This is a genomic window from Bacteroides sp. D1 (assembly GCF_000157095.2).
Lineage (GTDB): Bacteria > Bacteroidota > Bacteroidia > Bacteroidales > Bacteroidaceae > Bacteroides > Bacteroides xylanisolvens.
In genome coordinates this window covers 379-24,983 of record NZ_JH114330.1, presented here as the reverse complement: position 1 = coordinate 24,983, position 24,605 = coordinate 379, and the positions used below count along the sequence as shown (strand labels likewise).

Annotated in this window: 17 protein-coding genes; 15 read left to right on the top strand and 2 right to left on the bottom strand. The window is 43.7% G+C overall.

What is annotated here, in order from left to right:
• Positions 1-106 precede the first annotated feature (106 nt).
• The 6 genes from ilvD (at position 107) to BSAG_RS22380 (ending at position 8,359) form a co-directional block, all read left to right on the top strand.
• Positions 107-1,906 carry a dihydroxy-acid dehydratase gene (gene ilvD / locus BSAG_RS22355; RefSeq protein ID WP_004312414.1) on the top strand — a complete coding sequence of 600 codons (1,800 nt, stop codon included), beginning with the start codon at positions 107-109 and terminating at the stop codon, positions 1,904-1,906.
• A gap of 124 nt (positions 1,907-2,030) precedes the next feature.
• Positions 2,031-3,725 carry a biosynthetic-type acetolactate synthase large subunit gene (ilvB, locus tag BSAG_RS22360; protein WP_004313582.1) on the top strand — a complete coding sequence of 565 codons (1,695 nt, stop codon included), beginning with the start codon at positions 2,031-2,033 and terminating at the stop codon, positions 3,723-3,725.
• A 57-nt stretch (positions 3,726-3,782) separates the two neighbouring features.
• Entirely contained in the window at positions 3,783-4,340 is a 558-nt protein-coding gene (ilvN, locus tag BSAG_RS22365; protein WP_004299476.1) for an acetolactate synthase small subunit, read from the top strand.
• Between the two features lie 5 nt (positions 4,341-4,345).
• Entirely contained in the window at positions 4,346-5,089 is a 744-nt protein-coding gene (locus BSAG_RS22370; RefSeq protein ID WP_008015591.1) for an acyl-[acyl-carrier-protein] thioesterase, read from the top strand.
• A 67-nt stretch (positions 5,090-5,156) separates the two neighbouring features.
• Positions 5,157-6,200 carry a ketol-acid reductoisomerase gene (gene ilvC / locus BSAG_RS22375; RefSeq protein ID WP_008015592.1) on the top strand — a complete coding sequence of 348 codons (1,044 nt, stop codon included), beginning with the start codon at positions 5,157-5,159 and terminating at the stop codon, positions 6,198-6,200.
• Between the two features lie 191 nt (positions 6,201-6,391).
• Entirely contained in the window at positions 6,392-8,359 is a 1,968-nt protein-coding gene (locus tag BSAG_RS22380; protein ID WP_004313294.1) for an LruC domain-containing protein, read from the top strand.
• 143 nt (positions 8,360-8,502) lie between these two features.
• Here the strand turns inward: BSAG_RS22380 and BSAG_RS22385 are convergent, their stop codons facing one another.
• Entirely contained in the window at positions 8,503-10,440 is a 1,938-nt protein-coding gene (locus BSAG_RS22385; RefSeq protein ID WP_008997269.1) for an AAA domain-containing protein, read from the bottom strand.
• A 66-nt stretch (positions 10,441-10,506) separates the two neighbouring features.
• On the opposite strand from BSAG_RS22385, the gene BSAG_RS22390 reads away from it, so the two are divergent.
• The 9 genes from BSAG_RS22390 to BSAG_RS22430 all read left to right on the top strand — a co-directional run bounded on the left by BSAG_RS22390 (position 10,507) and on the right by BSAG_RS22430 (position 23,813).
• The gene (locus BSAG_RS22390; RefSeq protein WP_008770744.1) at positions 10,507-12,750 is read left to right on the top strand and encodes an aconitate hydratase; all 2,244 of its coding nucleotides are present in this window, start codon (positions 10,507-10,509) and stop codon (positions 12,748-12,750) included.
• 3 nt (positions 12,751-12,753) lie between these two features.
• Positions 12,754-13,950, top strand: a complete 1,197-nt coding sequence (gene icd / locus BSAG_RS22395) for an NADP-dependent isocitrate dehydrogenase (RefSeq protein WP_004315788.1) — start codon at positions 12,754-12,756, stop codon at positions 13,948-13,950.
• A gap of 20 nt (positions 13,951-13,970) precedes the next feature.
• Positions 13,971-15,314 carry a citrate/2-methylcitrate synthase gene (locus BSAG_RS22400; protein WP_004299485.1) on the top strand — a complete coding sequence of 448 codons (1,344 nt, stop codon included), beginning with the start codon at positions 13,971-13,973 and terminating at the stop codon, positions 15,312-15,314.
• Between the two features lie 194 nt (positions 15,315-15,508).
• Positions 15,509-16,270 carry a DUF1295 domain-containing protein gene (locus tag BSAG_RS22405; RefSeq protein WP_004315787.1) on the top strand — a complete coding sequence of 254 codons (762 nt, stop codon included), beginning with the start codon at positions 15,509-15,511 and terminating at the stop codon, positions 16,268-16,270.
• Positions 16,271-16,321: 51 nt separating this feature from the next.
• Positions 16,322-17,545 (top strand): NADH:flavin oxidoreductase, encoded by a 1,224-nt coding sequence (locus tag BSAG_RS22410; protein WP_004315786.1) that lies wholly within the window; start codon positions 16,322-16,324, stop codon positions 17,543-17,545.
• Positions 17,542-18,393, top strand: a complete 852-nt coding sequence (locus BSAG_RS22415; protein ID WP_008770745.1) for an SDR family oxidoreductase — start codon at positions 17,542-17,544, stop codon at positions 18,391-18,393. The genes BSAG_RS22410 and BSAG_RS22415 overlap by 4 nt, the downstream gene beginning before the upstream one ends.
• Positions 18,394-18,584: 191 nt before the next feature.
• Positions 18,585-20,999, top strand: coding sequence for a TonB-dependent receptor (locus BSAG_RS22420; protein WP_008997267.1), 2,415 nt, complete (start codon positions 18,585-18,587; stop codon positions 20,997-20,999).
• A 40-nt stretch (positions 21,000-21,039) separates the two neighbouring features.
• Positions 21,040-22,428 (top strand): DUF4374 domain-containing protein, encoded by a 1,389-nt coding sequence (locus BSAG_RS22425; protein WP_004315782.1) that lies wholly within the window; start codon positions 21,040-21,042, stop codon positions 22,426-22,428.
• An 89-nt stretch (positions 22,429-22,517) separates the two neighbouring features.
• On the top strand, positions 22,518-23,813 hold the full coding sequence (locus BSAG_RS22430; RefSeq protein ID WP_004315781.1) for a PepSY-associated TM helix domain-containing protein: 1,296 nt from the start codon (positions 22,518-22,520) through the stop codon (positions 23,811-23,813).
• Between the two features lie 568 nt (positions 23,814-24,381).
• On the opposite strand, the gene BSAG_RS22435 is transcribed toward BSAG_RS22430, so the two are convergent.
• Positions 24,382-24,605, bottom strand: a 224-nt coding sequence (locus tag BSAG_RS22435; RefSeq protein ID WP_008997266.1) for a transposase, incomplete at its 5' end; no start/stop codon positions are given.

The following is a 24,605-nucleotide window of genomic DNA, read 5'->3' as shown; positions in this document are numbered from 1 at the left end:
AGCGTGAGAAAGGTTTTGTGTTGTATGTGTTCGTACCATAAAAGATAGAATTTAGAGCCTTTCTCACTTGTGTGAGGAAGGCTCTTTAATTAAAAGATAGATTGAAATGAAAAAGCAATTACGCAGTTCGTTTAGTACACAAGGCCGTCGGATGGCGGGAGCCCGTGCATTGTGGGCAGCCAACGGCATGAAGAAGAATCAAATGGGTAAACCCATTATCGCTATCGTCAATTCGTTCACACAGTTTGTCCCGGGGCATGTACACCTACATGAAATCGGTCAGCTGGTGAAGGCAGAGATTGAGAAGCTGGGATGCTTCGCTGCGGAATTCAATACAATAGCTATCGACGACGGTATAGCAATGGGACATGACGGTATGCTTTATTCGCTTCCTTCACGTGACATCATTGCAGACAGCGTAGAATATATGGTTAATGCGCACAAAGCGGATGCAATGGTATGTATCAGTAATTGCGATAAGATCACTCCCGGAATGTTGATGGCGGCTATGCGTCTGAATATTCCTGCCGTATTTGTATCGGGTGGTCCGATGGAAGCGGGAGAATGGAATGGCCAGCACCTGGATTTGATCGATGCGATGATTAAATCGGCCGACGAAAGTGTTAGCGATCAGGAAGTAGCGAATATCGAGCAAAATGCTTGTCCTACTTGCGGATGCTGCTCCGGTATGTTTACCGCCAACTCGATGAACTGCCTGAATGAAGCAATCGGACTGGCTCTTCCCGGCAACGGAACCATTGTAGCGACACACGAAAATCGTACGCAACTTTTCAAAGACGCTGCGGAACTGATCGTGAAAAATGCAAAATTATATTATGAAGAAGGAGACGAAAGTGTACTTCCCCGTAGCATCGCTACCCGTCAGGCTTTCCTGAACGCCATGACGCTGGATATAGCAATGGGGGGATCTACCAATACGGTTCTTCACTTGTTGGCCGTTGCTCACGAAGCAGAGGTAGACTTCAAGATGGATGATATCGACATGCTTTCCCGCAAGGCTCCTTGTCTCTGCAAGGTGGCTCCCAATACACAGAAATATCATATTCAAGATGTAAACCGTGCCGGTGGTATCATTGCCATTATGGACGAACTGGCAAAGGGAGGTTTGATAGATACATCCGTTCGCCGGGTAGATGGAATGTCACTGGCAGAAGCCATTAACGAATATTCAATCACCAGCCCGAATGTAAGCGAAAAAGCAATTAAGAAATATTCGAGCGCAGCCGGAAATAAATTCAATCTCGTACTTGGTTCACAAGGTATGTACTATAAGGAACTGGATAAGGACCGTGCAAACGGATGTATCCGTGACTTGGAACATGCTTACAGCAAAGACGGCGGACTGGCCGTATTGAAAGGCAATATTGCTCAAGATGGTTGTGTAGTAAAAACAGCAGGTGTAGACGAAAGTATCTGGAAGTTTACCGGACCTGCCAAAGTATTTGATTCGCAAGAAGCAGCCTGTGAAGGTATCCTCGGAGGTCGAGTCGTCAGTGGTGACGTCGTCGTCATCACGCACGAAGGTCCGAAGGGTGGTCCCGGTATGCAGGAAATGCTTTATCCTACCTCTTATATAAAATCCCGTCATCTCGGAAAAGAATGTGCTTTGATTACCGACGGACGTTTCAGCGGTGGAACTTCCGGATTGAGTATCGGACATATTTCTCCTGAAGCGGCAGCTGGAGGCAATATCGGAAAAATTGTAGACGGAGACATTATCGAAATCGATATTCCGGCCCGGAAGATTAACGTGCGACTGACGGATGAAGAACTGGCGGCCCGTCCGATGACTCCTGTTACTCGTGACCGTTATGTACCGAAGAGCCTGAAGGCGTATGCCAGCATGGTAAGCTCTGCCGATAAGGGAGCAGTGAGAATTATATAATATAGTTGGTGATAGTTGATAGGTAATAGTTAGCTGCGCAGCACTTAGCGCAATGATTGTAAACCATTCATTTTCAACTGTCATTTCTCAACTATCATTTATCATTTATCAACTATCAACTAATATGAAAGATTTAATAACAGGTGCAGAGGCTTTGATGCGCTCCTTGGAACATCAGGGAGTGACTACCATCTTTGGTTACCCCGGTGGTTCTATTATGCCGGTATTCGATGCCTTGTACGATCATCAAAATATATTGAATCATATCTTGGTTCGTCACGAACAGGGAGCTGCCCATGCCGCACAGGGTTATGCCCGTGTATCGGGTGATGTAGGTGTTTGCCTGGTGACGAGCGGTCCCGGAGCAACCAATACGGTAACAGGCATTGCGGATGCGATGATCGATAGTACGCCTATCGTAGTGATTGCCGGACAGGTCGGAACAGGCTTTCTTGGGACGGATGCTTTTCAGGAAGTTGACTTGGTAGGTATCACCCAGCCAATCACTAAATGGAGTTATCAGATTCGCCGTGCGGAAGATGTAGCCTGGGCGGTAGCACGTGCGTTTTACATTGCTCGTAGTGGTCGTCCGGGGCCGGTGGTACTGGACTTTGCCAAAAATGCGCAAGTAGAGAAAACGAAATACGAACCGACGAAAGTCGATTTTATCCGTAGCTATGTTCCTGTTCCCGATACGGACGAGGAGTCTGTACAGGCTGCTGCCGAACTGATTAATAACGCTGAACGTCCGCTTGTATTGGTTGGACAAGGTGTTGAACTGGGAAATGCACAGAGCGAATTGCGCGAGTTTATCGAAAAAGCGGATATGCCTGCGGGTTGTACGCTGCTCGGGCTTTCGGCTTTGCCAACAGAACATCCGTTGAATAAAGGTATGTTGGGTATGCACGGCAATCTGGGACCGAATATCAATACCAATAAATGTGATGTGCTGATTGCTGTCGGTATGCGTTTTGACGACCGTGTGACCGGTAATTTGGCTACTTATGCCAAACAGGCAAAAGTGATTCATTTTGATATCGATCCTGCGGAAGTTAATAAGAATGTAAAGGTAGATGTAGCTGTATTGGGAGATTGCAAGGAAACACTGGCTTCTGTGACGAAACTTCTGAAAAAGCACACTCATACCGAATGGATTGATAGCTTCAAAGAATATGAGAAAGTAGAGGAGGAAAAAGTAATCCGTCCTGAACTTCATCCTGCCACAAACTCGTTGAGTATGGGGGAAGTGGTACGTGCGGTAAGTGACGCTACTCACCATGAAGCTGTTTTGGTAACAGATGTAGGTCAAAATCAGATGATATCTGCACGCTACTTTAAATATACGAAAGAACGCAGTATCATTACTTCCGGAGGACTTGGAACAATGGGCTTCGGGCTTCCCGCAGCTATCGGGGCAACTTTCGGAGCACCGGAACGTACCGTATGCGTATTTATGGGAGATGGCGGACTGCAAATGAATATTCAGGAACTGGGTACGATTATGGAGCAGAAGGCTCCGGTGAAGATTATCTGCCTGAACAATAATTACCTCGGAAACGTACGTCAGTGGCAAGCTATGTTTTTCAACCGTCGCTATTCGTTTACCCCGATGTTGAATCCGGATTATATGAAAGTGGCCTCGGCTTATGATATTCCTTCCAAACGTGCTTTCACTCGTGAAGAACTGAAGGAAGCTATTGCTGAAATGCTGGCAACGGACGGTCCGTTCCTGCTCGAAGCTTGCGTGGTGGAAGAAGGCAATGTTTTGCCGATGACTCCTCCAGGTGGTTCGGTAAACCAGATGTTGCTGGAGTGCTAGGAGAAGTTGAGAGTTGAGAATGGAGAGTTGAGGGTTCGCATTTAAAAAATTAGAGTTATGAGTGATAAAACGTTATATACAATCATTGTTCATTCGGAGAATATAGCCGGGTTGCTGAATCAGGTAACTGCTGTATTTACCCGTCGGCAAATAAATATTGAGAGTCTGAATGTATCTGCTTCTTCTATTAAAGGTGTACATAAGTATACAATAACAGCCTGGACTGATAAGGACATCATTGAGAAGGTAGTGAAACAGATCGAAAAGAAGATCGACGTGATTCAGGCACATTATTTCACAGAGGATGAAATTTATTTCCACGAGATTGCATTATATAAGGTGTCTACTCCTGCTTTTCAGGAGAATCCGGAAGCATCCAAGCTGATCCGTAGATACAATGCACGTATAGTGGAAGTCAATCCGGTATTTTCCATTGTCGAGAAAAATGGAATGAGCGAAGATATAACTTCGCTCTATGGTGAACTGAAGGCTTTGAATTGTGTTTTGCAGTTTGTTCGTTCGGGACGTGTAGCGATTACTACCAGCTGTTTTGAACGGGTGAATGAGTTTCTCGATGGACGGGAAGCTATGTATAACCAAAGTAAAAACCAATAAGAATAATGAATGAAGAAAATAGAATAGGGACTTATCAGTTTGTGGCAGAACCGTTCCATGTTGACTTCAACGGACGTCTGACTATGGGGGTACTGGGAAATCATCTGCTGAATTGTGCAGGTTTTCACGCCAATGACCGTGGTTTTGGTATTGCAACGCTGAATGAGGACAATTACACATGGGTGCTTTCACGTCTGGCTATTGAGTTGGATGAAATGCCTTATCAGTATGAGAATTTCTCGGTTCAGACGTGGGTGGAAAATGTCTACCGCTTGTTTACGGACCGTAATTTTGCTATTATTGATAAGGATGGGAAGAAGATTGGCTACGCACGTTCCGTATGGGCAATGATTAATCTTAATACCCGCAAGCCTGCCGACTTGTTGACTTTGCATGGGGGAAGTATCGTAGACTATGTCTGTGATGAGCCTTGCCCGATTGAAAAGCCTTCACGCATCAAAGTGACAAGCGATCAGCCGATAGCTACCCTGACGGCAAAATACAGTGATATAGATATCAACGGTCATGTAAACAGCATCCGTTACATCGAGCATATCCTTGATTTGTTCCCGATTGAATTGTATAAGACCAAACGTATCCGTCGTTTTGAAATGGCGTATGTGGCGGAAAGCTATTTTGGTGATGAACTCTCTTTCTTCTGCGATGAAGTGAACGCAAACGAGTTTCACGTAGAAGTGAAGAAGAATGGCAACGAAGTTGTTTGCCGCTCGAAAGTGATATTTGAATAAATGTGAGAATATAAAATCAATTAATAACAGATGGCGTAAGTCATCAAAAACTAAAAACAAAAAGAAAATGGCACAGTTGAATTTTGGAGGTACTACTGAAACTGTAGTAATCCGTGACGAATTTCCATTGGAAAAAGCTCGTGAAGTATTGAAAAATGAAACAATCGCTGTAATCGGTTATGGCGTACAGGGTCCTGGACAGGCGCTGAACTTGCGTGATAACGGTTTCAATGTAATCGTTGGTCAACGTGAAGGAAAAACATACGATAAGGCAGTAGCGGACGGATGGGTTCCGGGTGAAACTTTGTTCGGTATCGAAGAAGCTTGTGAGAAAGGTACTATTGTAATGTGTCTGTTGTCTGACGCAGCAGTAATGTCTGTATGGCCTACTATCAAGCCTTACCTGACTGCCGGAAAAGCTCTTTATTTCTCACACGGTTTTGCTATCACTTGGAACAACCGTACAGGTGTAGTTCCTCCTGCTGATATCGACGTTATCATGGTTGCTCCTAAAGGTTCGGGTACATCTTTGCGTACTATGTTCCTCGAAGGACGTGGCTTGAACTCTTCTTATGCTATCTATCAGGATGCTACAGGCAAGGCTTACGAAAGAACTATCGCACTAGGTATCGGTATCGGTTCCGGTTATCTGTTCGAAACAACTTTCCAACGTGAAGCTACTTCTGACTTGACAGGTGAACGTGGTTCATTGATGGGTGCTATCCAAGGTTTGTTGCTGGCACAGTACGAAGTATTGCGTGAAAACGGTCATAGTCCTTCTGAAGCATTCAATGAAACAGTGGAAGAACTGACACAGTCATTGATGCCGTTGTTCGCAAAGAACGGTATGGACTGGATGTACGCTAACTGCTCTACTACTGCTCAACGTGGTGCTCTCGATTGGATGGGCCCATTCCACGATGCTATCAAACCGGTAGTTGAAAAGTTGTATAACAGTGTGAAGACTGGTAACGAAGCACAGATTTCTATCGACAGTAATTCACAACCTGATTATCGTGAAAAATTGAACGAAGAACTCCGTCAATTACGCGAGAGCGAAATGTGGCAGACTGCTGTAACTGTTCGTAAACTTCGTCCGGAGAATAATTAAACTGGATAAATTATACAAGTTTTAAGAGGGGAGAGAGCAAATAGTTCTCTCCTTTTTTATTGGAAATACATTGTATAAAAGGAGGAGTGAATCCTTTAAATTGCTTTTTTTAGAAAAATATATCTATAATATGACTAAAATATGCAAGTTTATGTTTATATTTGCACCATCAAATAAAATAAACGAGAAGTATGATGTATTTTAACTTGCCCAAAAGAATGATTAACATTACTAAATTAGTATGTGTTATTGGTGTTGTTTCTGTTGCTTTCTCCAGCTGTTTGCAGAAAGATGTATATGATCCTGCTAATTCAGGAGATAAAGAAGAGGAGGTTACTTTAGATAACTATTTCGACTTTGCTACTACTAAAAATATTCAATTGAATATTGATTATGGAAAGGAATGTCCTAGAGCTTATTTTGAAGTTTATGCTGAAAATCCGCTTTCTTATGTGGCAGAAGGCGGTCAGATTATAAAGAAAGCAGGGGTGTCACACATTGCAACCGGATTTACAGATATACAAGGACGTTATATCAAACCGGCTTCTTTCCCGACAGCTGTTTCAGAAGTTTATATTTATTCTCCGGATTTTGGTGTGCCGACTTTGTATAAAACTAAAGTTGTCGGTTCGGATGTCAGCGCAAAAATAACCTTCGAGAATGCTCTTGATGTTACTCCTGTGGACTCATCAACGAGAAGTGCACAAACAAGATCCTCTTTGAAATTTATTACAAATGTAATTCCGAATGTATTAGGAACTTGGAATGTAAATACTGGTAGACCTAACTATCTGGATACTTCCAAAAAAATAAATGTGGACGCAACTCTCAAGAGTTATATAACGACATATTTTCCGGAAGGAAAGAATAATGTAGGAACTAATTTAGTCTCTGATGATGCTGATATTCTGATAAAAGAAGATGCGAATGTCGTTGTCAACTATTTCGGAGGAGATACAGGTGCGCAAAGTGTGTTTGCTTACTATTGTTATTCGGAAAATGCCAGTATTGATGAAATAAGACAAGCTGCAAAGCATGCATGTGTAATCTTCCCTAATGCACATAAAAGTAATCTGGGTAATTATAGTGGGGTTGCGGTAAATTTGAAATATATAAATGAGACAGGCAGCTTTCCGGAAGAAGAACCGGAACGTATCCCAGCAGGTACAAAGATTGGTTTCCTAATTTGGAATGACGGTTGGAGAGGTGTTAAGGCTAATGGGAATATGTTCTACTCAACCAAATCTTTGAATAGTGATAAAATTTCTCATACTGCAATTTTTGCAGCAAAAAATAAAGCAGGTGACAGAGTGAATGTTATTACGATGGAAGATTGGAAAAATGGAGAAAATGACTATAATGATGTTGCTTTCGTCATCTCTTCTAATCCTATTGCTGCTATTGAAGTGCCGGATGTTCCTAATCCGGGGGATCGGCAAGGAACAGAAAAGTATTCTGGAGTACTTGGTTTTGAAGATAACTGGCCGGAACAAGGAGATTATGACTTGAATGATGTAGTTATGAAATATCAGTCAAGCGTTGATTATAATATAGATAATAAGGTGCTTAATATTATTGATAAGTTCACTCTGGCTTGGACGGGAGCTAATTATAAGAACTCGTTTGCTTATGAAGTTCCTTTCGATTTGAGTAAAGCTTCTAAAGTAACGGTTAATGGTAGTGAAACTTCTTCCTATTCAGGTAATGTGATAACATTATTCAAGGATGCTAAAGCTGAATTGGGAGTATCCAATGTGAATGCGGAGGATATGATTAATCAGAATATTCAAGAGAAGACATATACGGTATCCATACAATTTAATAACCCTACTCTTGATAAATCAGTGGTGGTAGCTCCTTATAATCCTTTTATAAAAGTATTCAACTCTGCCACAGAAGTCCATCTGACAGATCATAAGCCGACGACTGGTGCGAATAATCGTTTCCCTTCCGGAGCTGATATTTCTCGTGGTGATGTAGATGGTACCTATTTCATTTGCAAGGATGGTTTTCCGTTTGCTATTCATGTAGATGCACGTTTGGACGCTTCTATTTTGAATTTAGATCTTAAAAAGGAGAATCAGCGCATTGACAAAACATATCCTAAATTTGCAGAATGGGCAAAAACGCGCGATCCGCAAATAAAATGGTGGAAATAGTTGGAGCGCATTAGAATAATCGACTATCTTTGAGGATGAAAAATTAAGAATAGTACTGATGTAAAATATTGTTTGTTTTGTTTGTGTTAAAAAAAGTGTGGTTTCGGGAGAAAGTGTGCTTTGTTAAAAGGAGGATTAAGTATTTAATCCTCCTTTTTAATGAATAACATCAACCTTTTATAGAAAGGATGCTTGGCAAGGGTGGAGGTATCTCCTAATATAACAAGTTTCATTCGTGCCCGCGTAATCGCTACATTCATTCTTCGCAAGTCATTTAGAAATCCGATTTGTCCGTCCTCGTTGGCACGTACGAGACTGATGAAAATAACGTCTCGCTCCTGTCCCTGAAAGCCGTCTACCGTATTCACGGTGATGAGGCTGCGGAAAGGACGTAAAAAGCTGCTTCCTTTTATTTTTCCTCTCAAATATTGCACTTGTGCCTTGTATGGCGAAATCAGACCGAAATCAATTCTTTCATCCAGTATTCGCTCTTTGCCGATACGTTCGATGTAAGTTTCCAGTTCTTGTAGTAGTAGGTTGGCTTCCTGCTTATTGATGCGTCCGAAGCTTTCGCCTACAAAATCTTCGTGAAAGTCCATCTCTGAAGTATCGATCCAGTTCATGGGAGTGTCGAAATCAAGAATCCCCCGATAGCGTACTTCCGGAGCAGCTTCCAGTTCTCCGTGATAAAACCAGTCGGAGGGAAACTGCATGATGGTTTCATGCATTCTGTACTGTACTTTTAATAGAGAGACCGCGGAAGGTTTTTGCTGAACCACTTTTTCCATTAACGTATGATCCAATCCTCCACGGGAAGCTTCTATACATTTGATAGTCGGCGGAAGTTGACAATGATCTCCTGCAAGGATGACCCGGTCTGCTTTGCGGATAGCGATCCAGCAGGCAGCTTCGAGGGCTTGTGCAGCTTCGTCGATGAATAAAGTCGGAAAACGACGTCCGTTGAGCAGGCGGTGGTTGCTGCTGACTAGGGTAGAAGCAATCACACGGGCACTGTCGAAAAGATCGGCATTGATTTGTATTTCCAACTCCGTGGCACGGTCGCGGAGACGACTCATGCGATTACGCATTCCTTCCCGTTCAGAATAACTACCCCGGCGCATCCGGCTACCCATTTCGCGGATAGATTTACGGATTCCCCAAAGCTCCGGATAGGCAGGATGACTTTCAAACCGGCGTTCGTAGGTGGATGAAAGCATTTTGTCGTTGACTCGGGTCGGATTTCCAATGCGGAGCACGGGTACTCCCCGGTCTACCAGTTTCTCACAAATCCAGTCGACAGCCGTGTTGCTTTGTGCACAGACAAGCACTTGTGGTTCCCGGTGTAACGTTTCGTAAATCGCTTCGACAAGAGTCGTTGTCTTTCCGGTTCCCGGAGGACCGTGAACAATAGATACGTCACGCGTACATAGCACCTTGTTGACTGCTGTTTCCTGTGTACTGTTCAGCCATGGAAAGCGGACAGGATATAATTCGCGGAATCCCGGCTTTTGGGTACCCAGCAAAATGTCGCGCAGTTCCGCCAGGCGGTTGTCCTTGGCACGTATCGTGTCTTCCAGTGCCTCGAACATGGCCCGGTACGATGTTTCGTCAAAATAAAGTTGTACTCCCAGTATACCGTCAGTTTGCAGTTCCGCTAAAGCTCCCGCTCCGGGGAGTACAACGACCATTCGTTCTTCGTCGGCAAAGCTGACGGTAGCGATGAAATCCATATACTTCACTTTTCCTTCGAATGACTGGTGGAAAAAGCAAACAGGGCGACCGAACTCAAAGGAATGCTCTATTTCTTTATTTTCGGTCCGTGTAATATCTATTACAAGCTGATTCAGCGAATTGTAGTAACTTCGGCCAAGAGAGACAGGATACCAGCAGAGACCGCGCTTCACTTTACGGGCAACGCCCATTGTTTCGGTCTGCCGCTTAAATTCTTCCTTCTCATATTCATACTCCATCCGCAGGAGGAGTTGCTGTTGCTGAAGATCTATAATGGGACTTTTCGGATTATTACTCATAATAGGCGCAAAGGTAACAAATCTTCGTTCCGGGTAGAAAAAATATTTCATTTTGTTAAACATTACTCGAACGTCGTTCGTTATTTTAATAGATAGACTAAAAAAACAAAAAGCAATATGGTATATGATGTGACTATGTTAGAAGCTTTCTACGCTGCTTATAAAGGAAAGGTAGAACACGTACGGGCTATACTGAAACGCCCTTTGACGTTGGCCGAGAAGATTTTGTATGCTCATCTGTATGATGTAGCCGATTTGAAAGATTACAAACGGGGGGAGGATTATGTGAATTTCCGTCCCGACCGTGTGGCTATGCAGGATGCAACTGCGCAGATGGCTTTGCTTCAATTTATGAATGCAGGTAAGGATCAGGTGGCTGTGCCTTCGACAGTGCATTGCGATCACTTGATACAGGCGTATAAAGGTGCAAAGGCGGATATTGCTACGGCAAGACTGACCAATGAAGAAGTATACGACTTCCTCCGTGATGTATCTTCCCGTTATGGCATTGGCTTCTGGAAACCGGGAGCAGGAATTATCCATCAGGTAGTGCTCGAAAACTATGCTTTCCCCGGCGGTATGATGGTGGGAACAGACTCTCATACGCCTAATGCAGGCGGACTGGGCATGGTGGCTATCGGTGTCGGTGGCGCGGATGCCGTGGATGTGATGACAGGAATGGAATGGGAGCTGAAAATGCCGAAGATTATCGGTGTCCGTCTGACCGGAAAACTAAGCGGTTGGACCTCTCCGAAAGATGTAATCCTGAAATTGGCCGGCATCCTTACCGTAAAAGGAGGAACGAATGCTATTATCGAATATTTTGGTCCCGGAACCGAATCCCTTTCTGCTACCGGGAAAGCCACCATTTGCAATATGGGTGCCGAAGTTGGAGCTACTACCTCTTTGTTCCCCTTTGACGGGCGCATGGCTACTTATTTGAGAGCTACCGGAAGAGATTGTGTAGTTGATTGGGCTGAATCTGTTGATGCAGATCTTCGTGCAGACGACATTGTGACCGACGAACCATCCAACTATTACGACCGTGTGATTGAAATAGATTTGTCAGAACTCGAACCTTATATAAACGGGCCGTTTACACCGGATGCCGCTACTCCTATCTCTGAATTTGCAGAAAAAGTGTTATTGAACGGCTACCCCCGTAAAATGGAGGTGGGCTTGATAGGTTCATGTACCAATTCTTCTTATCAGGATTTGAGCCGTGCAGCTTCTCTGGCAAAGCAGGTGACAGAAAAGAATTTGAGCGTCGCTTCTCCGCTGATCGTCAATCCGGGTTCGGAGCAAATCCGGGCTACTGCCGAAAGAGACGGTATGATTGAAGCTTTTGAACGGTTGGGAGCCACGATTATGGCAAATGCTTGTGGACCTTGTATCGGTCAGTGGAAACGTGAGACGGACGATCTGACACGAAAGAACTCAATCGTCACCTCTTTCAATCGTAATTTTGCCAAACGCGCTGACGGTAATCCCAACACATACGCGTTTGTAGCTTCTCCGGAACTAACGATGGCGTTAACGATAGCCGGTGATCTCTGTTTCAACCCGTTGAAAGACAGACTGGTGAATCATAACGGAGAAAAAGTGAAACTCTCCGAGCCTGTAGGAGATGAACTTCCTTTGAAAGGTTTTGAACAGGGAAATGAAGGGTATATTGCCCCGCACGGAGCAAAAACGGAAATCAGGGTAAAACCGGATTCCCAACGTCTCCAGCTTCTGACTCCTTTCCCGGCATGGGACGGACAGGATTTGCTGAACATGCCTTTATTGATTAAAGCACAGGGAAAATGTACTACCGACCATATCTCTATGGCAGGTCCATGGCTCCGCTTCCGGGGACATTTGGAGAATATTTCTGACAATATGCTGATGGGAGCTGTCAATGCTTTCAATGGTGAAACGAACCGTGTTTGGAATCGTTCGACAAATACTTATGGAACAGTTTCCGGTACGGCAAAGATGTATAAATCCGAAGGTATTCCGTCTATTGTTGTTGCCGAAGAGAATTATGGAGAAGGTTCCAGCCGTGAACATGCAGCCATGGAACCACGCTTCCTCAATGTACGTGTCATTTTGGCTAAGAGTTTTGCCCGTATCCACGAAACAAATCTGAAAAAACAAGGAATGCTTGCTCTTACTTTTGTAGATAAAGCAGACTATGACAAGATTCGGGAACACGATCTTTTGTCCGTATCAGGCTTAGTCCATTTCGCACCGGGGCGCAATCTGACGATTGTTCTTCATCACGAAGACGGAACGAAAGAAAGTTTTGAAGTGCAACATACCTATAATGAACAGCAGATAGCCTGGTTTCGTGCCGGTTCTGCCTTAAATGCAAGATAAAAAATGAGCAAAATAACCATGCAAACAGATGGTACGCTGTTGGTACCCGATGTGCCTACCGTACCTTATATTACCGGCGATGGAGTAGGAGCCGAAGTGACTCCTGCCATGCAAGCCGTAGTGGACGCAGCTATCCGGAAAGCATACGGTGGCAAACGTCGTATCGAATGGAAAGAAGTGTTGGCGGGAGAACGTGCCTTCAACGCGACTGGTTCCTGGTTACCGGATGAAACAATGGAAACCTTTCAGGAATACCTGGTAGGAATCAAAGGTCCGTTGACAACTCCTGTCGGAGGTGGAATCCGTTCGTTGAACGTAGCACTGCGTCAGACACTTGATTTATACGTCTGTCTTCGTCCGGTTCGTTGGTATCAGGGAGTACAGTCGCCTGTCAAATCACCGGAGAAAGTGAATATGTGTGTGTTCCGTGAAAATACGGAAGATATTTATGCAGGTATCGAATGGGAAGCCGGAACTCCGGAAGCTGAAAAGTTCTATCAATTCCTGAAAGACGAAATGGGCGTGACAAAAGTCCGTTTCCCGGAAACCTCTTCTTTCGGTGTGAAACCTGTATCACGTGAGGGCACGGAGCGTCTTGTACGTGCTGCCTGCCAGTATGCGATCGACCATCATTTGCCTTCCGTAACGCTGGTGCATAAAGGGAATATCATGAAGTTTACCGAAGGTGGTTTCAAAAAATGGGGCTACGAACTGGCGCAACGTGAATTTGGCGATGCTTTGGCAGATGGCAGACTGGTGATAAAAGATTGCATTGCAGATGCTTTCTTGCAAAATACACTCCTGATTCCCGAAGAATATTCCGTAATAGCCACCTTAAACCTCAACGGAGACTACGTTTCTGACCAACTGGCGGCTATGGTAGGCGGTATCGGTATCGCTCCGGGAGCAAATATCAACTACCAGACAGGTCATGCCATCTTTGAAGCGACTCACGGAACAGCCCCCAATATTGCGGGAAAAGATGTGGTGAACCCTTGTTCTATTATCCTTTCGGCAGTAATGATGCTCGAATATTTTGACTGGAAAGAAGCGGCTGCTCTGATAGAGAAAGCCTTGGAACAAAGCTTCCTGGACGCTCGCGCTACACACGATTTAGCCCGTTTTATGCCGAATGGAACCTCCCTCTCTACTTCCGCTTTCACTCGTGAGATCGTGGAAAGAATTGAAAAACAAAAGTAACGAATAAAAAACGAAGAAAGATGAAAAAAGAGTACTTGATTTACAAGCTTTCCGAGGAAATGAAGGAAGCTACCCGGATTGATACAGAATTGTTCTCCAAGTTTGATGTGAAGCGCGGATTGCGTAATGAAGACGGCACAGGTGTATTGGTAGGTTTAACCAGAATCGGTAATGTAGTAGGATATGAACGTGTTCCGGGTGGTGGACTGAAACCCATACCGGGAAAACTGTTCTATCGCGGTTATGATGTAGAAGATATTTCTCACGCTATAATCAAAGAGAAACGCTTTGGCTTCGAAGAAGTGGCTTACCTATTGCTTTCCGGACGTCTGCCGGATAAAGAAGAATTGCTTTCTTTCCGTGAGTTGATTAATGACAATATGCCGTTGGAACAGAAAACGAAAATGAACATCATCGAGTTGGAAGGAAACAACATCATGAATATTCTTTCACGCAGTGTATTGGAAATGTATCGTTTTGACGCAAATGCGGATGATACCTCCCGGGATAACCTGATGCGTCAGAGTATTGAACTGATTTCAAAGTTCCCCACTATCATCGCTTATGCTTATAATATGCTTCGTCATGCTACTTTCGGACGTTCTCTGCATATCCGCCATCCGCAGGAAAAGCTCTCTATTGCCGAAAATTTCCTGTATATGCTGAAAAAAGACTATACCGAACTGGATGCACGCACCCTTGATTTGTTATTGATTCTTCAGGCAGAGCACGGTGGTGGTAATAACTCCACTTTCACCGTTCGCGTTACTTCTTCTACCGGAACAGATACTTATTCGGCCATTGCCGCAGGTATCGGTTCGTTGAAAGGCCCGCTTCACGGAGGTGCCAATATTCAGGTTGCCGACATGTTCCAGCACCTGAAGGAAAATATCAAAGACTGGACAAGTGTAGATGAGATAGACACTTACTACACCCGAATGTTGAACAAAGAAGTGTATAACAAAACCGGATTGATCTATGGTATCGGACATGCCGTTTATACCATCTCCGACCCTCGTGCTCTTCTATTGAAAGAACTGGCTCGCGACCTTGCCCGTGAAAAAGGCAGAGAAAGCGAATTTGCTTTCCTCGAACTGTTGGAAGAACGTGCCATCGCTACTTTCGGACGGGTTAAAAACAATGGAAAGACAGTGTCCAGCAATATCGACTTCTATTCGGGCTTCGTGTATGAAATGATCGGTTTGCCGCAGGAAATCTTCACCCCATTGTTTGCCATGGCACGTATCGTAGGCTGGTGTGCACACCGCAATGAAGAATTGACCTTTGACGGTAAACGGATTATCCGCCCGGCTTATAAAAATGTACTTGATGATTTGGCTTATATCCCAATTAAGAAACGCTGATAAGAACAAATCCTTTTATTGAATAGATAAGTAATCCCGGATGTGTGCCCGATCATTTCAGAAGCGCATCCGGGAAATTTTATATTTTCTCCTTTTTTATGTTCGTAAAAGAATGTACTTCAGATTCTTTCTATTTTTTTGTATCGTCGTTTATCTCATTTTTGTTATTTTTGCGTGTTACAAAATAGATCGGTATGAGTATAGATACTTTTAATCTGTTTCTGGGGGTGATGAGCCTGATTGCTTTGTTTGTTTTTATCGCCCTTTACTTTGTGAAAGCCGGATATGGTATTTTCCGCACGGCATCGTGGGGCGTAGCTATCTCCAATAAACTAGCCTGGATATTGATGGAAGCTCCGGTTTTTGTGGTGATGTGTGTGATGTGGATCTATTCCGAACGTCGGTTCGAGTCGGTGATTTTCACTTTCTTCCTCTTCTTTCAAATTCACTATTTTCAGCGTGCTTTCATCTTCCCTTTGCTATTGAAAGGAAAAAGTAAGATGCCGCTGGCAATCATGTCGATGGGAGTTCTTTTTAATCTGCTGAATGGTTATATGCAAGGAAAATGGATTTTCTATCTTGCTCCCGAAACGATGTATCAATCCGGTTGGTTCACTTCACCGTGGTTTATTATCGGCACACTGCTCTTTTTCGCAGGTATGCTGTTGAACTGGCAGTCGGATTATATCATCCGTCATTTGCGCAAACCGGGAGACACCCGGCATTATCTGCCTCAAAAAGGAATGTACCGTTATGTCACTTCCGCCAACTATTTCGGTGAGATAGTAGAATGGGCAGGTTGGGCGATACTCACTTGTTCACTTTCCGGTCTGGTCTTCCTTTGGTGGACGATTGCTAACCTTGTTCCCCGTGCCAACGCTATTTGGTGCCGTTACCGCGAAGAATTCGGAGACGCAGTGGGAGAACGGAAACGAGTGTTCCCTTTTCTTTATTAGGGGCGCTTTTCATCACGACTTACGTATGACTTAAATAAAATATCAACTACTATGGAATCTAAACTTTTTAGCCCGGTCACCTTTGGTCCTTTGACGCTGCGGAATCGAACAATCCGTTCGGCAGCTTTTGAGAGCATGTGTCCGGAGAATACTCCCACGCAGATGTTGCTGGATTACCATCGGTCGGTAGCTGCGGGGGGAGTGGGTATGACAACAGTGGCTTATGCTGCCGTGACACAAAGCGGACTTTCTTTCGACCGTCAGTTGTGGTTGCGTCCGTCCATTATTCCCCGTTTACACGAACTGACAAAAGCCGTGCACGATGAAGGTGCCGCAGTAGGTATACAAATCGGGCATTGTGGAAATATGTCCCATAAAAATATATGTGGTGTCACTCCTATATCCGCATCTTCAGGCTTCAACCTCTATTCTCCTACGTTTGTGCGTGGAATGGAAAAAGAGGAGCTGCCGGAAATGGCGAAAGCGTATGGAAATGCAGTCAATCTGGCGAGGAAAGCCGGATTTGACGCCGTTGAAGTACATGCGGGGCACGGCTATTTGATTAGTCAATTCCTGTCTCCCTACACCAATCATCGGAAAGATGAATATGGCGGTTCGCTCGAAAACCGGATGCGTTTTATGGATATGGTGATGGAAGAAGTGATGAAAGCGGCAGGCAGTGATATGGCAGTTTTCGTAAAAATGAATATGCGCGACGGTTTCAAAGGAGGAATGGAGATTGACGAATCCATACAAGTGGCTAAACGACTGTTGGAACTTGGCGCTCATGGATTGGTGTTGAGTGGTGGTTTTGTCAGCAAAGCGCCGATGTATGTAATGAGAGGTGCCATGCCGATTCGTTCGATGTCTTACTATATGAATTGTTGGTGGCTGAAATACGGAGTCCGTATGTTTGGCAAATGGATGATACCCTCTGTGCCCTTCAAAGAGGCCTATTTCCTTGAAGATGCACTGAAATTCCGTGCGGCTCTTCCGGATGCGCCGTTGATTTATGTCGGTGGTCTTGTTTCCCGTCAGAAAATAGATGAAGTGCTCGATTCCGGTTTTGATGCCGTGCAGATGGCGAGAGCATTACTGAACGAACCGGGATTCGTGAACCGGATGAAACAGGAGGAACAAGCACGCTGCAACTGTGGACACAGTAATTATTGCATAGGACGTATGTATACGATAGAAATGGCTTGTCATCAACATTTGAAAGAACAATTACCTTCCTCTTTACAAAAGGAGATTGATAAACTGGAGAAAAAATGAGTGAAATGAAATGGGCAATCATCACCGGTGCGGACGGAGGAATGGGAACAGAAATAACACGTGCCGTAGCCAAAGCCGGTTATCGAATCATAATGGCTTGTTATCATCCGAAGAAAGCGGAGGTTGTTCGTGAACGTTTGAGCAAGGAAATTGGAAACCCGGATTTGGAAGTAATAGCTATCGATTTATCTTCTATGCAATCCGTAGTTGCTTTTGCCAGTCAGATCTTAGAAAGGAATCTTCCCATCTCTTTGTTAATGAATAATGCCGGAACGATGGAGACAGGTTTTCATACTACTTCCGAAGGATTCGAACGAACAGTAAGTGTGAACTACATGGGACCTTATCTGCTTACCCGGAAATTAATTCCGTTGATGGTGCGTGGAGCGCGTATCGTAAATATGGTTTCCTGTACATACGCAATCGGCAAGCTCGACTTCCCAGATTTCTTTCATAGAGGGAAAACGGGAACGTTTTGGCGGATTCCTGTTTACAGTAACACGAAGTTGGCTTTATTATTGTTTACTTTCGAGCTTTCCGAGCAACTTCGAGAGAAGGGGATTACCGTCAATGCTGCCGATCCGGGAATTGTTTCTACTGATATCATCACTATGCACAAGTGGTTCGATCCGTTAACGGATATTTTTTTCCGTCCTTTTATCCGTAAACCCAAGAAAGGGGCTTCTACGGCAATCGGTTTACTGTTGGACGAAAAGGAAGCCGGTGTGACAGGACAACTGTATGTCAATAACCACCGGAAAAACTTGTCTGATAAATACACGAATCATGTGCAAAAAGAGCAGTTGTGGGAGGTAACGGAACGTGCGTTGGCGAGTTGGCTGAAGTAGGTTTTCTTTTCTTTTTTTATTTAAATTATCCAGTATTTACTTATATATAGGTATTGTACATATCTATATATCTCATTTTTGTTGTCTTATTTTTACCAATAGATAGGGATTGTTTGGCATCCCTCTTTCTGCTTACCTTTGCATCGCTTTTAGAGCAATGAAAAGGTATAAAGTAAAAAGGTAAAAAGGAGATGAGCAATAAATATTTTTTGGTTTTTCTGGCATTCTTGTTTTCCGTATCCGTATATTCACAACATGGGCGTCACCGTAATAGTTTAATTTCGGGTAGAGTAATGTCCACGGAGAAAGAAGTGGTGGATTTTGCGACAGTTTATCTGAAAGGAACCAACCAAGGATGCTATACAGATGAAAAAGGTATATATCATTTGAAAACTACAGCCGGTGAATATACACTTGTCGTTTCGGCTATCGGTTATCAAACGGTAGAAAAGAAAGTTAAATTAGCCAAGGGAGAAAGAATAAAAGTAAACGTCACTATCGCGCCGGCGGTAAAAGAACTGGGAGAGGTGCTGGTCACGACATCCGGAGTCGGTCGTGTGAATCAGTCTGCTTTTAATGCGGTAGCCATTGATGCGAAGAAATTGCATAATAGTACGCAGACTTTGGCAGGTGCACTGACTAAAGTGCCCGGTGTAAAACTCCGCGAATCAGGTGGAGTGGGGTCGGATATGCAATTGTATATCGATGGCTTTAGCGGGAAACATGTGAAAATCTTCATTGACGGCATACCACAGGAGGGAGCCGGTGCCGCATTCGATTTGAACAATGTTCCTATTAATTTTGCCGACCGTATAGAAGTCTATAAAGGAGTAGTTCCTGTAGGATTCGGAACCGATGCTATTGGGGGAGTGGTTAATATTGTCACCAACAAGCAACCCGGAAAGTGGTTTATGGACGCTTCCTATTCTTACGGGTCATTTAATACTCATAAATCATACGTGCGCTTCGGACAAACGTTCAAGAATGGTTTTATGTATGAGGTCAATGCTTTTCAGAATTTCTCGGATAATGATTATTATGTAGACACTTATGTACGCGAATTTGAGATTAAAGAAGATGGAAGCGTACGTTTTCCGCCACTTGACAAAAATAAGATTTATCATCTGAAACGTTTTAATGACCAGTATCATAATGAAGCCGTGATTGGAAAAATCGGCCTGGTAGGAAAGAAATGGGCAGACCGTTTGGCGTTGAGTTTCAATTATTCCCATTTCTATAAAGAGATACAAACAGGCGTTTATCAAGATGTCGTGTTCGGTGAAAAATTCCGCAAAGGACATTCGTTGGTCCCTTCTTTAGAATATTACAAAAAGAACTTATTGGTGAAAAACCTGGATCTGCTGTTGACTGCCAATTACAATCATAATATCACCAACAATGTCGATACCGCTTCGCGGGCTTACAACTGGCGTGGAGATTTTTATGAAAAAGGCAGCCGGGGAGAACAGTCTTACCAGAACAGTGAATCTAAAAATAAAAACTGGAATGGGACGCTGAAGATGAATTATCATATCGGACAGGCGCATACGTTTACTTTCAGTCATGTAATCAGTGATTTTGAACGTACGAGCCGTTCTACCATCGGTGCTTCTTCCAAATTCACGGACTTTTCTATTCCTAAAATCACTCGTAAAAACGTCAGCGGGCTTTCTTACCGTCTGATGCCGTCGGACAGATGGAATGTGTCGGCATTTGCCAAATATTATCGGCAATACAACAAGGGACCGGTATCGCAGAATACGGATGGAATAGGCAATTATATCAATCTGTCCAATACGGCAAGCGCTCTTGGATATGGAGCGGCAGGTACCTATTTTATATGGAAAGATCTTCAGGTGAAACTTTCGTACGAAAAGGCTTTCCGCCTGCCGACCACGGACGAACTCTTTGGAGATGAAGACCTTGAAGCTGGCAAAATGAATCTGAAACCGGAGAAAAGTGATAATGTCAATTTGAGTTTCAGCTATAATCATCAGTTTGGCAAGCATGGATTGTATGCCGAGGCCGGTTTGATATATCGGGATACGAAAGATTACATAAAAAGAGGACTGGACGTATTGGGAGGAACAAGCTACGGATATTATGAGAACCACGGTCACGTAAGGACCAAAGGGTATAATTTGTCATTGCTTTATAGCTTCTCGCGTTGGTTTGATATAGGAGGAACATTCAATAGCATCGATACTCGTGATTACGAAAAGTTTCTGGCGGGTTCCTCTTTGCAAGAAAGCATGCACTATAAAGTGCGTATGCCGAATCTGCCCTATCGTTATGCTAATATCAATGCAAATTTTTATTGGAATGACCTGTTTGTCAAAGGAAATGTGTTGAGCATCGGCTATGATAGCTACTGGCAGCACGATTTTCCTCTTTACTGGGAAAATCTCGGAGATAAAGATTCAAAGAATATGGTGCCGGAACAGTTTTCTCATAATCTGTCTTTGTCCTACACCATGAAGAATGGACGTTATAATGTATCATTTGAATGTAGGAATTTCACCGATGCCCAACTGTTTGACAATTTTAGCCTGCAAAAAGCGGGGCGCGCATTCTATGGAAAGTTCAGAGTGTTTTTCGGTAAATAATAAGAGTAAGTTTTTAGTATCAATCAATAATAAAGAATATATGAAGAAGTTTTTATTACAGGCTTTTGCCGTAGCTTTTTGTTTGAGTAGCGGTGTGTTTGTGGCATCTTGCGACGATGATAATAATCCGGTGGATAACCCGCCGATTGATGGAGAAACGGCTTATGTGGTGGCTGCCACAACTGGTGAAGCAAGTTATTTGGTAGTAGCCAATTCTTTGGATGAAGGAACAGTGTCGACTCAAGGGAATGGAACCGAAGTGATTGGCGGTACCTATTGGGTATATAAAGGACTGGATTATGTGTTTGCTTTAGTTTATAATAAAGGTGGCGCAGGTACAGGAGCTTCCTATTATTTGGGGGCAGATGGTAAAATGAAAGAAAAGTACACATACACTTATAATCGTATCACGTCTTATGGGACCTGGGGGGATAAAGTGGTGACTGTTTCCACCGGGGACTCGAAAATAACGGATGAGGATCAGAATGTGGCTCAAGCATTGTTGTTCAACTATCTGGATGCAACCGACGGCAGTCAGGAAGAGGGTACCTTGCTTGCCGAAAATTACTTGGGTAATGGTGAAAAAGTTTCATGGGCAGGTCTGGTTGAAGCTAACAATAAGATTTATACATCTGTCATCCCAATGGGAATGAGTAAGTACGGTATTAAAAAATGGCCGGAAGCTGTGACAGATCAGGAACTTGTGACTAAGACTGACGGTGGTAGCGGCAGCGGTGCATATACAGCCGGTGTTATTCCTTCTACACAATACCCGGATAATGCTTACGTGGCAATTTATAATGGCACGAACTTTAATGAGACTCCGGTGATTGCCAAGACTGATAAAATAGGCTATGCATGCGGTCGTATGCGTTCACAATATTATCAGACCATTTGGGCCGCTGATAATGGTGACGTCTATGTGTTCTCTCCCGGATATGGACGTACGGCAGTTTCATCTTCAGATTTGAAGAAGGTAACAGGACAGAAGCCTTCGGGCGCAATGCGTATCAAAGCAGGTGCAACAGATTTCGATCCGGATTACTATGTGAACTTTGAAGAGATAGGCACTAAACATCCTATTTTCCGTTGCTGGCACATCTCTGAAGATTACTTCCTGCTTCAATTGTATAAAAAGGGAGCGGAAGATATGATTAATGGCGGTACAAGTGCAGATGTCAGCGAATTAGCTGTTTTCAAGGCGGAAGATCAGACGATTATGCCTGTTACAGGTCTGCCGGCTGACGGAAAGTTTGGTGGCGAGCCTTATGGAGAAAAAGGCTATGCTTATATGGCTGTCACTGTGACTACGGGCGAGAAACCGGCCTTCTATAAAATAGACGCAAAAACAGGCAAGGCAGTCAAAGGTTTGACGGTAGAAGCTGACGCTATCACTACGGTAGGTAAGATGGAATATCTTTCAAAATAATACAGTCGGTTAAATAGAGAATCTTTTGTAGATAAAAGCCTGCCGAGCGGAAAGCTTTGCAGGCTTTTTCAAGAAATAGGATTGAAAACATGAAAAAAATATTCAGAAAGATACATTTGTGGCTTTCCGTCCCTTTCGGACTGATAATAACTCTTGTCTGCTTCTCCGGTGCCATACTGGTATTTGAAAATGAGGTGAATGAGTGGTTTCGACGCGATCTTTACTACGTAGAAACGGTAAAGGAGTCTCCTCTTCCTATGGATAAGCTGCTTGAAAAAGTGGCAACGACATTGCCTGACAGTGTATCGGTGACCGGTGTCAGCATATCTTCTGATCCCGGACGTGCGTATCAGGTTAGTCTTTCCAAACCACGTCGTGCATCTTTGTATGTAGACCAGTATACGGGAGAAGTAAAAGGAAAAAGCGAGCGTAGCGGCTTTTTTATGTTTATGTTTCGAATGCATCGCTGGCTGCTGGATAGTATGAATCCGGGAAATGAAGGGATCTTTTGGGGCAAAATGATTGTAGGTGTCAGTACGCTTTTACTTGTTTTTGTACTGATTTCGGGAATTGTCATTTGGTGGCCGCGTACACGTAAAGCATTGAAGAATAGCCTGAAAATAACAGCAACAAAAGGTTGGAGAAGGTTTTGGTATGACTTGCATGTGGCAGGTGGAATGTATGCTCTGATCTTTCTATTGGCTATGGCACTGACGGGATTGACCTGGTCTTTTCCGTGGTATCGGACAGCTTTCTATAAGGTCTTCGGGGTGGAAGTACAGCAACGTGCCGCCCAAGGACATGAACAGAAAAGTGATGCTCAAAAGAGGGATACCAAACTGGCAGCCCATCGGGAAAAGAAAAGAGAAGGAAATGAGGTTCGAAAGGGTGAAAGAAGCGGACGTCCGGAAGGTCGGAGAAACAATAGAGAACATGCCAAAAATCGCAATACCGGAGAATATACAGGAGAGCAGCCTGATAGTAAGGGACGTCCGGAAAACAATCACAGTGATATGTACTCGGTAACTTCACCATTCGTTTATTGGCAGGAGATTTATGATAAACTAAGACGTCAAAATCCGGAGTATAAGCAAATCAGTATTTCTTCTGGTACGGCAAGCGTGTCTTTCAACCGTTTCGGGAATCAGCGGGCATCTGACCGTTATTCTTTCAATACGGATAATGGTGAATTTACAGAAACAAGTCTTTATCAACATCAAGACAAGTCGGGAAAGATTCGTGGTTGGATTTATTCTGTGCATGTTGGTAACTGGGGAGGAATGTTTACTCGCATACTTACCTTTATTGCTGCCTTATTGGGGGCTGCACTACCACTGACTGGATATTATTTATGGATAAAAAGACTCATAAAGGTACGGAAATGAATGAAATTTTTTCCTACTATAAAGTTGAAAAACATAAAAACATCTGCCACCTGCAACGAAACGCGTGTAATACACTAGTTAATAGATAGTTGTAACGTTGCAGATACCTGTGGCAGATAGGTTGCAGATAAAGTATCTGCAACACGTTATATAATCAAAGAAAAAGCCTTGATTCCTTTATCTAAAGCTATGGGATAATTGGGGTGACCCTATGGAGAAATGGTGGTGTCTCTACGGGGAAACGACAGTATCCTTACGTAGAAACTGTAGTGTCCCGCCTTAGAAACTGTCGTTTCCTGCCATGGAAACTGTAATTTCTAATGCAGGAAACGACAGTTCCCCGCCTGGAAACGGGAAGTTAATGTATACAATAAACTTTTGCCCTCTTGGAGAATTAGCTTATGCAAGGCTTATACTGTGTGGCAGATACTTTGATCTGCAACCTATCTGCAACAGTATCTGCAACGTTACAACTATCTATTAACTAGTGTATTACACGCTTTTCGTTGCAGGTGGCAGATGTTTTTATGTTTTTCAAGGTTCTTCGTCAAATTTGGTGGTACTTCTTCTATTGTGAATAAAGAATCTTGGCTCTCAGTAGTTTACTTCCTGCCCTATTGTACATCTGCCTTTTTACCGCTTTAATTTTATTCACTGTCCCCTCCAGTAATCCGTTATTAAAGGGGATATCAATAGCTGCCTGTACTGCCTCCCAGTCTTTTTCAATACCATATGCAAAGTTCGTCAGTGCCATATTCCGTGTTGCCTTCGCTTTTTCAATCCACTTTCTAA